The 14083-nt window shown below is 44.8% G+C and carries 4 protein-coding genes and 1 riboswitch; all 4 genes read left to right on the forward strand.

Annotation, left to right across the window (positions count from 1 at the left end; all coding sequences use genetic code 11):
• The 4 genes from OIT90_RS14400 to OIT90_RS14415 all read left to right on the forward strand — a co-directional run bounded on the left by OIT90_RS14400 (position 1) and on the right by OIT90_RS14415 (position 14076).
• Entirely contained in the window at positions 1 to 1092 is a 1092-nt protein-coding gene (locus OIT90_RS14400; RefSeq protein ID WP_268502138.1) for an ABC transporter ATP-binding protein, read from the forward strand.
• Positions 1092 to 1961 carry an ABC transporter permease gene (locus OIT90_RS14405; protein ID WP_039176427.1) on the forward strand — a complete coding sequence of 290 codons (870 nt, stop codon included), beginning with the start codon at positions 1092 to 1094 and terminating at the stop codon, positions 1959 to 1961. Before OIT90_RS14400 ends, OIT90_RS14405 begins: the two co-directional genes overlap by 1 nt.
• Positions 1954 to 2757: an ABC transporter permease gene (locus OIT90_RS14410; RefSeq protein WP_024424298.1), complete on the forward strand. Its 804-nt coding sequence runs from the start codon at positions 1954 to 1956 to the stop codon at positions 2755 to 2757. Before OIT90_RS14405 ends, OIT90_RS14410 begins: the two co-directional genes overlap by 8 nt.
• Before the next feature lie 368 nt (positions 2758 to 3125).
• Positions 3126 to 3218: riboswitch (cyclic di-GMP riboswitch) on the forward strand.
• A gap of 145 nt (positions 3219 to 3363) precedes the next feature.
• Positions 3364 to 14076, forward strand: coding sequence for a non-ribosomal peptide synthetase (locus OIT90_RS14415; protein WP_474892661.1), 10713 nt, complete (start codon positions 3364 to 3366; stop codon positions 14074 to 14076).
• Positions 14077 to 14083: the final 7 nt, after the last annotated feature.

Raw genomic sequence — 14083 nt, forward strand, 5'->3', positions numbered from 1 at the left:
ATGAGTGGAATTCATTTAGAACACATCAGTCAGCACTTCGGTGAGCAGATTGCTCTCAACGATGTCAGTCTTACTGTGAATGAGGGAGAGTTTTTCTCCCTTCTCGGTCCTAGCGGCTGCGGGAAATCAACGTTATTAAACATCATTGGCGGTTTTTTAGAACCAACAAAAGGCGTCGTCTATATTGGTGATCAGGATGTGACAGCTTTGCCGCCTTACCAAAGAAAAACAGGTATGGTCTTTCAAAGCTATGCACTCTTTCCGCATCTGACTGTATTTGATAATGTGGCGTACGGGCTTAAGGTTCAAAAGAAAAAGAAGGCGGAAATCAAAGAGAAAGTGATGGAAAGCTTGTCTCTTGTTCAATTAGAGGCATTTGCGAAACGGATGCCCCACCAATTAAGCGGTGGTCAGCAGCAGCGGGTAGCGATAGCAAGAGCGCTGGCGATTCAGCCGTCTGTTCTCCTTCTTGATGAACCGCTCAGCAACCTAGATGCCAAACTAAGAAAAAACATGCAGACAGAGCTGCGAAATATTCAAAGAAATGTTGGGATTACAACCATTCTTGTGACACATGATCAAGAGGAGGCCTTAAGCCTTTCTGATCGAGTTGGAATTTTAGGAGAGGGTAGAATTCAGCAGATTGGGACGCCTTTAGAGGTGTACCGCCAGCCAAACAATCGATTTGTAGCTGAATTCATCGGACAGGTGAATATCTTTGAGGCCGTGTACAATGAAGCTGATGCTGCATTTACGGTTCCGCATGTAACCCATTCAAACGGTCAGCATCTTCAGCTGCAGGCTGCGGCACATCAAGAGAAGAGGGAAAAGCAACTGCTTATGCTGCGTCCTGAAAGAATCAGCATCTCTTCTGAGCAGGAGAAAGTTCAGCCAAACCATGTATCAGGCGTGCTGTCAGATGTGAGTTATATTGGACATTCATTACGTTTGGTTGTGGGGCTTGAAAATGGTGAAATCATTGTCCATGCTTCTGATGCTGCATTTCCCGAGCTGCCTGAAGTTGGAGAAACCGTCCATATCCATTGGCAGCCTGAAGATATCGTTTTCTTAGATTCGAAGGTGCATACGTGATGCGAATCAAGAAAAAGAATCAACGATTTCATTGGTTTATGCTGCTGCCAGCCTGTTTGTTTCTTGTTGTATTTTTACTAGCTCCGCTTGTGATGATGCTCGTTCTCAGTTTTCGCGATGTCGATTCGATGATGAATACATTACAAACGTATAGCTTTTCTCAATATATTCATGTGTTCACGACAGATGCATATGTAAAGGCGATTGGAAGTACCGTGTGGGTGGCTTTACAGACAACGGTGATTTGTTTATTGATGGCATACCCAGCAGCATACGTGCTCGTCAAGGCACCTAATCCGCGTCTGCGGGCATTTTTCTATATCTTACTTGTGTCGCCGCTTTTGACAAGTGTTGTGATTCGGACGTTTGCATGGATTGTTCTTCTTTCGCAAAATGGTCTGATCAATGGTATGTTACTAGATTTACATGTGATTGAGAAGCCGCTCTCGATGCTGTGGAATATGAATGCGGTCATTATTGCCTATGTCCAAGTCATGCTGCCATTTGCAGTACTGCCGATCGCAACAAGTTTAACCGATATGGATCGTCACTTAAAACCGGCTTCTATGAGTCTTGGAGCTGGCCGGATTCGAACCTTTTTTCATGTCACCTTACCACTGACCATTCCAGGCATGGTGACAGGCGCGATCATCGTCTTCTCACTGGCAGCAGGAAGTTATATCACTCCGCTGTTAGTCGGCGGACGGATGCAGCCGCTGCTGCCGCTGTCAATTTATCAGCAGGTGATGCAGGTGTATAACCTGCCTCTTGCTGCAGCTATGTCCTTTACATTATTGGTTTGTGTGCTTGTGGTGGTCAGTCTACTAAGCTATTTATTGAAGCGTTGGGAGGCGAGGATGCATGCGTAAAAAGTCAATAGGTGACCGCTTGCTTTCTATCCTGATTTGGACTGCTGGGTCATTGGTTTATCTTTTTTTAACCATTCCTGTTCTTGTGATCGTCCTATCTGCTTTTAGTCCAAATGCCTTTCCTGAATTTCCACCGACTTCGTTCTCTGTTCGCTGGTTTCATGAGGTCGTGTCAAATCCAGAATGGATGGAATCGCTTCGGATCAGTGTGATTCTGCTTTTCATTGTGACGCCTCTCACGGTTCTTTTAGGGACAATGGCTTCGTATGCTTTAGCAAGGCTTTCCTTTAAGGGAAAGGAGGCTGTCCAAGCTTTCATTCTGTCACCTCTCATGATTCCTCAAGTGGTGTTAGGGATTGCTATGCTTTACTTGTTTACGGCTATGGGCTTTACAGGGTCTTTGTGGGCGCTCGTCATTGGTCACGTCATCATTGGTTTTCCCTATGTGGTTCGAACGGTAGGTGTGAGTGTTTCGAATTTAGATCCGCGTCTTGAGCTGGCTTCAATGAATCTTGGCGCAGGACCCATTCGCACGTTTTTTCGAGTCACATTGCCTTTGATTAAGCCGGGAATCATTGCAGGCGGAGTGTTTTCAGCTGTGACGTCATTTGGGGAAATATCGATCAGTTTATTCGTTTCCTCACCTCAAACCATCACAATTCCGGTCAGGACCTTTAATTACATTGAGCAGACCTTTGATCCAAGTGTCAATGCGATATCTGTCATATTTATTATCATTTCTATCATTGCGCTGCTCATTATTGAGAAAACGATTGGTCTGTCTAAGGTGATGTAAATATAATGAAGAAACAAGGAGTTGTCATTTGAAATGGCAGCTCTTTTTTTTGTTGTTTTTACAGTAAAAAAATTCATTTTTTTAGGGAATGTAGTTCTTAAGATTTAAGAATTTGCGGGAAACGAAAGGAGACCTCTATCCTAGATTTTCGGCCATATTTTCAATATTTAAGGGAAAATATGAAATTTTTGCGGTATTTAGTCGATTATTTTCGGTTGAACGCAACTATTATTAGTTATTTTCGGTAAATATCGTCAATTATCATGTAAACCCTTCGGTATAACGCATGAATCTTTACACCCATTTTTCGGTGAAAAAAACAATATTTTCATATAAAGTGGACGTAAATAGAAAATATCTAAAAGAAAAGAAGAAAAAGGCAAATCTATGGAAACATAGAGACGCAAAGCCATGTCCTAAGGTAAATGATTCTTTTTTGCTAAGGTCGGCAGGCTACCGAATCAAAATGGGAGTCCCTCCGTTTTATTCGGGGTGGGCTCCTTTTCTGTTAAAGCGTCTATTTTAATGAAATAGACTTGGTTCTTTTGATATAGAGGGTGCAGGGTGAAATTGGTGGAGAAAACATAGAAGAGGCGGAGGATGAGAATGAATACAGTTTATTACCCCTTAACACATGCGCAAAAGCGAGTATTCTACACGGAAAGATTTTATCCAGGTACAAGTATTTCTAATTTGGGTGGATTCGCCAGGTTGAGATCAGCATCAGGTCTCAATCCTTCTTTGGTCGTCGATGTGCTTCAAGCGTATATTCGACAAACTGACTCTCTTCGGCTGAGGCTCGTGTATCGAGATGAAGAGGAGGAGCCTGTTCAATATATCAAACCTTATGAAAAACAGCCGATTCGAATGGAAAAGGGCTTGAGTGAAGAGGAAGTAAGGGCTTGGGCGAACGAGCAAATTCGTGAGCCGATGCCATTGATTGACAGCCCCTTGATTGAATTTACGGTATTTCAAATCAGTGATCAAGAGTGCTGGCTGTTCTGTAAAGCACATCATATTGTCGCGGATGGGATTTCTATCATTTTAATGGGAAATCGCATTATTGATTTATATCATAACATGCTGCAAGGAGTAGACATCTCGCCAGTTGAGGAGATTTCCTTCGTTGATCACATTATGAGTGAGCAGACCTATGAATCTTCTAAACGTTTTCAAAAAGACCAAGCTTTTTGGAATGAGCAATTTGTTCATATTCCAGACTTCGCATCTTTAAAACCGCATAAGGGATATGAGATGAGTTTACATGCGGAGCGATTTTCAGGGGATGTTCCAGATTCTTTAAAGGAGAAGCTTCGTGTCTTTTGTGAAGAACAGAAAGTCAGTATGCTTTCGATGTTTATGTCCACTGTCTATATTTACTTACATCGTTTTAGCGGTATGGAGGATGTCGTTCTTGGAACCTTTATGGGTAACCGGACGAATGCCAAAGAGAAAAAGATGATTGGGATGTTTGTATCGACGATTCCAATGCGTGCATCTGTTCAAGGGTCGCAATCGTTTGTTGATTTCGTAAAGCAGGTCATGGCGGATCAAATGAAGATCTTGCGACACCAAAAATACCCTTACAATCTTCTCATGAATGATTTGCGGGAAAGAGAAGGGTTTACAGGACGCCTTTTTGATATTTCTTTAGAATATCAGGTCATGCAGTGGCAGAAAAAAGAGAACCTGTCGTTCATTACTGAACCGATTTTTAGCGGGAGCGGAATGAATGATATTTCAATACATGTGAAAGACCGCTGGGATACTGATACATTGACCATTGATTTGGATTACCGTACAGATGTATTCACAGAAGAAGAAATGAGTAAGATGTTTGATCGATTCTTGATTTTACTAGAAGCGGCGGTCACTCAGCCTGATCAACTGATCGGGACACTGCCTTTACTTTCAGCAGGTGAACAAAAGGAACTGCTGCAATTATCTGAGGGAGAATCGTTTGAAAGACCAGCAGCAAAACCGGTTCATCACATGTTTGATGAGACAGCCAACAAATATGCAGATCGAACAGCTGTTGTAGCAGAAAATGGAACAATTACTTATGGAGAGCTGCAACAACAGGCAGAAAAGCTTGCACGTTTTCTACAAATGAAAGGTATCTCACGTGATGTGCCTGTTGCTGTTTTGATGGAGCGGAAGGTAGATGCCATGGTAGCAGTCTTCGGCATACTAAAGGCTGGCGGGGCATATGTACCAATAGATCCAGCATTACCTGAGGAGCGCATTCAATTTATTGTGGAGGATTCAGGTGCTTCTATCGTGTTAACAGAGGAATCGTTCATTCAAGAGTACCCAGCCCTCTCGGAAAAATTGATCGTGCAGCAGCAACTATTATTAGATGATGGACGGCTGCCTGAGCTTCTCGATCAGACGGCGCCCGAAGATTTAGCCTACATGATTTATACATCGGGTACGACTGGAAAGCCGAAGGGCGTCATGATTGAGCATCTTCAGCTTCATCATTTGGTCCATGCTTTGCATCATGAGATGTATCAAGGGGCGAATGAGCTTCAAATGGCGCTTCTAGCCCCATTCCATTTCGATGCATCGGTGAAACAAATATTTGCTGCCCTTTTATTTGGACATACGCTTCATATCATCCCGCGAGAAACGACGAGAAATGGCATGCAGCTAGCGGCTTATTACAGAAAACATCAAATTGAAGCGGCAGATGGAACTCCGGCGCATGTGCAGCTTTTACTTGCAGCGGATTTGGACGGTCTGTCATTGACGCACATGTTGATTGGGGGAGAAGCGCTGCCTGCGAAAGCAGCACGTTCACTTATCGAAGCGGTTCGTATGAGTCAGCCTGATTTTACTCTATGGAATGTGTATGGTCCAACTGAGACGTGTGTGGATGCGGCGGTTCATCGCCTGAATCTCAGTGAGCTGAGCGAATCAACTGAACAGCGCTATGTGTCGATTGGAAAACCGCTTGGTCATCATCGTATTTATATTTTAAATGAACATGATCAATTACAGGTGCCAGGGGCTGCAGGAGAACTTTGCATTGCCGGTATAGGTGTTGGGCGAGGCTATGTGAATCAGCCTGAATTGACGAAGAAGGTATTCACGGCAGATCCGTTTTCTCCGAATGAGCGGATGTATCGAACAGGGGATCTAGTCAGATGGCTTCCAGATGGCACGATTGATTATCTTGGCAGAATGGACGATCAAGTGAAAATAAGGGGTTACCGCATAGAAACAGGTGAGATTGAAGCGGTGATGGAGCAGGTAGATGGAATTGATAAGGCTGTCGTGCTAGTAGTTGATGAAGCGGATGGGGAAAAGGCGTTAAGTGCTTACTATCAAGCTCGTCATGATGGTGTGTCTGTTGACATGCTGCAAGCGGCTATCAAACATCAGCTCCCAGCTTACATGATGCCGCTTTATTTCAAAGAACTCGATGCTTTTCCACTCACAGTCAGCGGCAAAGTCGACCGTCGTGCACTTGCTGCCTTAAAAGGTGATAGAGCGGTTCATGCTGTTTATACGGCACCTAGAAACGATATAGAAACGAAGCTTGTTCATTTGTGGGAAGACATTCTTGATCAAGAACAAATCGGTGTATATGATTCTTTCTTCGATCGAGGCGGGCATTCGCTCAAAGCGATGACCGTACTTACAAAGGTTCAGCGAGACTTTCAAGTGGAGGTGCCGCTCTCTGTTTTATTTGAACAGCAGACGATTGCTGCTCTTGCTACTTATATTGAGCAAGCAGAAAAGTCTACAGCAACGGAGATACCAAAAGCGCCGGCTGTAGATCATTATCCATTATCGCCTCCACAGCAGCGCGTCTATATGGTGAGTCAATTGGAGCAAAGCACTGCCTATCATATGCCTGCTGTTGTGAGGTTAAAAGGAGCTCTGCAGCTTGAGAAGCTGACTGAAGCCTTTGACAGACTGATCTCACGTCATGATATGCTGCGTACTTCTTTTCATACGATAAAAGGTGTCCCTCGTCAGCGGATCGCTTCATCCGTTTTCTTTGAAATAGAACAGCTGACAGGCGGTACGATGGAAGAAAACATGCAGCACTTTGTCAGACCTTTTGATCTTGAGTGTGCGCCACTTCTTCGAATAGGATTGCAGTCATTGCATGATCAGGAGCATTTGCTCTTTTTCGATATGCATCATCTGATTTCAGATGGTCTTTCGATCGATTTAATACTGCGTGAGCTGTCAGATGCTTACGAGGGATCGGTGAAAGAACCATTGAAGCTTCAATATCAAGATTATGCTGTTTGGCAACAGCACCAAGACTTTCAAAAAGAAGAGGCATTCTGGCTGCAAGAATTTTCGGGGGATATCCCTGCTTTACAGCTGCTGACCGATTATCAGCGTCCAGCTGTCCAGTCTTTCGCAGGTGATCGTGTCATCAAAGAAATCGATGAGGCGTTAAAGAATCAATTACAGGAGATTGCAGCAAACCATCACACGACACTGTATACGGTGCTGCTTTCTGCTTACTATACATTGATTGCGAAATATACGGGTCAAAAGGAATTTGTGGTCGGAACACCGGCAGCAGGGCGTGTGCATACAGATTTGAATGACATGATCGGTATGTTTGTCCAGACACTTGCTTTGCGGTCAGAGGTAGATCCGAATGGAACCATGTCTCAGTTGATTGAGCAAGTAAAGGAAAAGACGATGCAGGCATTTGAGCATCAGCAATATCCGTTTGAGCGGCTGCTTGAAAAACTGAATGTACCAAGAGATTTTAGCCGTCATCCATTGTTTGATACCGTCTTTACACTTGCGCCGGGTCATTCAACAGCACAGCATATTGGAGACATGCTGGTCGAAGTCGAAGAAACCAATTTCCATATTGCAAAGTTTGATTTAACACTGCAAGCGATGGAGTCAGATGAAGGTTTATCCTTTGTACTCGATTACAGTACGGCGCTATTTAAACGAAGTACAGCAGAGCAGATGCTCAAACATTATGTTTATCTGCTGGAACAGATGGTTCAAACGCCGCAGGAAGCTATCCAATCCTATCGATTATTGTCTGAACAAGAAGCAGAAGCTCAGCTAAATAGGTGGAATCCGTTACCTGCGCCTTATCCAGCAGAAGAAACCATTGTGACGCAGTTTGAAGCACAGGTGCAGCAGCTTGGTCATCAGCCTGCATTGCAATGTGAAGATGTGGTCCTTTCTTATCAAGAGCTGAATGACCGAGTGAATCAGCTGGCACATTATTTGCGTAAAAATGGTTTTGAAAAAGGAATGAAAGCAGCCTTATTCTTTGAACGATCCAATGAAATGGTGCTCTCTGTTCTAGCTGTGCTTAAGGCGGGGGGCGTCTATGTACCAATTGATCCCGATTTCCCTGATGAGCGCGTGAAGCACTTTTTAACAGACAGCGGTGCACAATTCTTATTGACACATCAAGTGCTGCGCCATCGCTCGGTGCTCACTGCATTTGAGGGAATCATCATAGAAACAGAAAATCAAGCGATTGCTCAGCAGTCAGACAGCCCAATAGATGCTCATATTTTACCTGAGGACTTGGCGAATTTGACCTATACATCTGGTACAACCGGTAAACCTAAAGGAAATATGGTGACACACCGGAACATTTTGAGAACGGTGAAGCAATCGAATTATCTCACCATTCACCATGAAGATACGGTGATGAGCATCTCAAACTATGTATTTGATGCTTTTATGTTTGATGTGTTTGGTGCTTTATTGAACGGAGCAAAACTCATTGTTCTGCCAAAGGACCATATTTTAAACATGAATGAGCTTTCTGGAGCGATTGAGAAGGAAAAAGTCAGTATTTTAATGATCACGACAGCTCTTTTTCACTTACTCATCGATATGAAAAAAGACAGCCTGAAGAACGTAAGAAAAGTGCTGTTTGGCGGGGAACGTGCTTCCGTGCCTCATGTGGTGACTGCACTTGAGACAGTGGGGAAAGACAAGCTTGTTCATATGTACGGCCCTTCTGAGAGCACAATTTTCACCACATATTATCCTGTGAACCACATTGAGAAGAAGGCGTTATCCATCCCAATCGGAAAGCCAGTGAGTCAAACGGCTGTTTATATTGTAGATGAATTTGGACATGTACAGCCGCCGGGCGTGGCAGGAGAGCTATGTGTCGCTGGTGATGGACTTGTGAAAGGATATTATAAGCAGCCAGAACTAACGAGCGAAAAGTTTGTCAAAAATCCTTTCCGCCCTGGAGAGATCATGTATAAAACGGGCGATCTTGCACGCTGGCTGTCAAATGGAGATATTGAATTCATTGGACGGATCGATCATCAAGTGAAGATTCGCGGACAGCGTATCGAGCTTGGGGAAATTGAACATCAACTGCTGCAGCATCCTCAGGTGAAGGAAGCTATCGTGATTGCTGCTCCGAATGACACGTTATGTGCGTATTTCACAGCAGAAGGATCTGTCTCATTAACTGATTTGCGCGAGCAAGCAGGACGTGAACTGCCCGTGTATATGCTGCCGGCATTTTTCATGCAATTAGAGGAGCTTCCTTTAACGAATAACGGCAAGGTCGATAGGCGGGCGCTGCCGGCACCTGATCTTAGTGAGCAAGGGGCAAATGAATACACCTCTCCTCAATCAGAAACAGAGCGTCTGCTGGCGAACATTTGGGAGGAAGTTCTTGAAGTACCGCGAATCGGCAAACACGATCATTTCTTTGAATGCGGGGGCCATTCGCTGCGCGGCATGAAAATGCTGAACAGGTTGTATGAAGAGATGCAGGTGGAGCTCACTTTGAAATCTTTATTTGAATCCCCAACATTAGAAGCGTTCGCGCTTGCGGTAGATCAAGCGGATCAAACGGAGATCAAGCGAGTGGAAGTTGCCAAAGAGGCGGCCTATTATCCAGTGACATCTGCTCAAAAAAGACTGTTTGTTTTGGAGAAAATGACTGATGCGGAGCAAAGCTACCATATGCCGGCTGCCTTAAAGCTAGAAGGCGTCTTTGATGAAAAACGATTTGAAAAGGCAATTGATCAGCTAGTCCAACGTCATGAAGCGTTCCGAACGAGCTTTGATTTTGTTCAGAATGAACCTGTTCAACGTATTGAAACAAATGTCTCAATAAACATTGAAAAAATTGAACAGAACGGCCGAGACATACAGCAATTGATGAATGACTTTATCAGGCCATTTGATGTAGAAAAAGCGCCTTTACTCAGAATAGGTCTAGTTTCCGTCTCCGTAAATGTCCATTATTTACTGATTGATATGCATCATATCATTTCAGATGGGGCGTCTGTTGGCATTTTAATTGAGGAGCTTTCAGCCCTGTATCGAGGAGACAAACTAGAGGAATTGCCTGTTCAATATAAGGATTATGCAGTTTGGTCAAAAAGTGAGGCATCTGCTGCGCAAAAAGCAGATGAAGAGGCATTCTGGCTGGATCAATTACAAGGAGAGCTGCCTGTACTGGCACTGCCGGAAGACCTGCCAAGGCCAAAAGTGCAAACATTCGCTGGAGATCGTGTCTCATTTACAATTGAAGGTTCGCTTAAATCAAAATTGGACGAACTCGTTAGAACGCTCAACAGTACGACCTATACAGTCCTGCTTGCTGGCTACAGTATTCTTTTAAGCAAGCTTTCAAGACAAGAGGATATCATCATTGGTTCTCCGGTTGTGGGTAGAACCCATCCTGATATTCAATCTGTGATTGGCATGTTTGTGAACACGCTGGCACTTAGAACAAGACCAGCAGGACATCAGACTGCTGCTGAATTTGCGTCAAATGTCCATCAGCTTGTGTTAGAGGCAAACGAGCATCAGCTGTACCCATTTGAAGAATTGGTAGATCAGGTGCAAACGGTTCGAGACACAAGCCGTCATCCAATTTTTGATGTGGTCTTCTCAATGGAAAATGCGGATATTCGTGATTTATCGATGGATGGGCTTCACGTTGTTCCACAGCCATTCGAGGAGAATATCGCCAAATTTGATTTGACCTTAACTGGAAACGAATCCGCAGATCAAATTGAGCTCGTGTTTGATTTTAATTGTTCTATCTTTCAAAAGACGTCAATTGAAAAGTGGAAAGAATATTTCCTTCATTTGCTGGAACAAATGGTGTCAGCGCCAGATCAATCTTTAGATCAAATGAAATTATTGTCACCGCAGCAGCAGCAAAAACAGCTGAACGAATGGTCAGGACCTGTCCTAGACGTCCCGTCAAATCAAACCGTTCATGCCCTGATTGAGGCGAAGGCACAAGGAGCACCGCATCAAAAAGCGGCGACATTCTGTGGAAAGAGCTGGACGTATAAAGAGTTGAACAGCCGGGCGAATGTAGTCGCTTCAAGGCTCATCGCAAACGGCACAAAACCAGGAGACCGCGTCGGCATTCTCACCCGCCCATCTCTTGACATGACAGCTGCTGTCCTTGGCGTTCTCAAGTCAGGTGCGGCATTTGTTCCGATTGATGCAGATTATCCAGCGCAGCGTATTGCATACATGCTGGAAGACTGCGGGGCAGAGGTACTTCTGATGCAGAAAGGACTTACTGCACCACCTTCATTCACAGGTCATATCCTGTTCATAGAAGATGCGGTAGAGGGAGAAGCTCACGAGATTCAGATTCATGTGAAGACAACAGACCTTGCCTACATGATTTACACGTCTGGGACGACGGGACAGCCGAAGGGTGTCATGGTCGAGCACCAGTCCCTTGTGAATCTTGCGTTCTGGCACAATGATGCGTTCCAAGTGACGCACGAAGATCGAACTGCGAAATATGCCGGCTTTGGCTTTGACGCCTCCATTTGGGAGATGTTCCCGACGTGGATCTCCGGCGCAGAGCTGCATATCATCGACGAAGCAATTCGCCTCGATATGATCAAGCTTAATGCGTATTTCAATGAAGAAGGGATCACCATTGCCTTCCTGCCAACGCAGTTATGTGAGCAGTTTATGTCAATGGACAACCATTCTCTGCGCTATTTACTAACAGGTGGAGACAAGCTGAAACAGGTGAAGCCAGTACCATATGAACTCGTCAATAACTACGGTCCAACTGAAAATACGGTTGTAGCGACAAGTGGAGTCATCGACCCAGATCAAAGCACGATTCCGATTGGAACAGCGATTGCCAATACTCGTTTTTACATTATGGGTTCGTTATATGACCTATCGCCGGCAGGCGTACCGGGCGAGCTCGTAATTGCAGGAAAAGGACTGGCAAGAGGCTACTGGAATCTTCCAGAGGAAACAGATAAACGATTTGTCCCAGATCCATTTTATCCAGGCGAGCGCATGTACCGCACAGGCGATTTAGTGAAATGGACAGGGGATGGCGAGCTGATCTATCTCGGCAGAATAGACCATCAGGTCAACATCCGCGGCTTCCGTATTGAGCTGTCAGAAATTGAAGCCCAGCTCCTAACGCTGGATTCGGTGAAAGAAGCCGTCGTGACAACGGTCAAAGATGCGAGTGATCAGGACGCCCTTGCCGCTTACGTGATCACGGAGAGCGATACTGATGCAGAAGACTTAAAAGAAAGCCTAAAACGAACGTTGCCAGAATATATGGTGCCATCATGGATCATCAAGCTAGACCAATTTCCAATGACGGCAAATGGAAAAGTTGCTCTGAAAGCATTGCCAGCTCCTGATATCGAAGCGAACCAAACGATATACGAAGCCCCAAGAGATGAAGTTGAAACACTGCTTTGCGGCATTTGGGAAGATGTCCTTGGCGTCAGCCAAGTCGGCATTCACGATCACTTCTTTTTCCTTGGCGGAGATTCGATTAAAGGCATCCAAATGGCAAGCCGACTCACGCAAGCAGGCTGGAAGCTCGATATGAAACTTCTATTCCAGTACCCGACGATTGCAGAGCTGCGCCCATATATCGAGGAAGCCGATCTTCTCACAGCCGACCAATCACCTGTCGAAGGAGAAGTCATTTTAACACCGATTCAGCGCTGGTTCTTTGAACGAAACTTTACGAATCAGCATCATTGGAACCAATCGGTTATGCTCCAAGCACCAAATGGTTTGGATGAGGAAGTCGTTCAGCAAGTACTGGAACAGCTCATGATTCATCATGATGCCTTGCGACTGGTGTATCCGCTCGAAGAAGGGCGCGTCATCCAGCGTCATCGAGGAATCGAGGAAAACAATGTGGCAATTGACGTGGTGGAAGTAAAAGGAGAGCTGTCGCAGCAAATCAGGCAGGTAGAAAAGCTGGCAAATGAAGTGCAGGCGAGTATATCGCTAGCAGACGGGCCTTTAGTGAGATCTGCTATTTTCCGAACGGATCAAGGGGATCATTTATTGCTTGCTATACACCATCTTGTCATTGATGGGGTGTCATGGCGCATTTTCCTTGAAGATTTCATGGCTCTTTATGAACAGTCGAAGCGCGGGGAAACTCTTACCCTCCCTGAAAAAACACACTCCTTCCAAGAATATGCCCAGAAGCTGACTGAATATGCTGTGTCAGATGAGCTGCTATCGGAAAGAGAGTATTGGAAAAAGGTACTTGCGCATTCCGTTCCTCCGCTTCAAAAGGATCATGTCACGGAGGATCAACGAATGCTTCATACAGAAACCATTCGTTTTACATTGTCTGAAGAGGAAACGCACAGGCTGCTGACGGATGTACATGAAGCCTACCAAACAGAAATCAATGATATTTTGCTGACGGCATTAGGATTGTCCATGAAAGAGTGGACAGGTGAAGACAGGCACTTTATTCATCTTGAAGGGCACGGGAGAGAGGACATCCTCCCTGCGGTTAACGTGTCACGGACCATCGGCTGGTTTACTAGCATGTATCCTGTGTTACTGGATATGTCGCATGCAGACGATCTTTCTTATCAAATCAAGCATTTAAAAGAGGAACTCAGACACATTCCGAACAAGGGGATCGGCTATGGCGTTTTAAAATACTTAACGCCTGACAAGATGAAGGACGATATTGATTTTCAAGTCACACCAGATATCAGCTTTAACTATCTTGGCCAGTTTGATGAACAGATCGGTGGCGGTGAAATGAGACGCTCTGCATGGCATGCAGGACAATCGCTGAGCCCTGAATCCGAGAAACCTCATGCGCTAGATATTGTTGGTTTCGTAGAACAAGCAATGCTCCATGTGACGATTTCCTATCATCACCTTGAATTCGAAGAGCGGACGATGGAACAGTTCAAGGAACTCCTAGAAAAGAATGTGAAGACATTGATCTCACATTGTCTATCACAGGATGAGAGTCAGATCACACCTAGTGATGTGGGGGATGATGATCTTACCATGGATGAACTTGAAAAGCTAATGGATCTATTTTAAGCAAAAT

The sequence above is a fragment of the Bacillus sp. ABR genome (genome assembly GCF_056172715.1).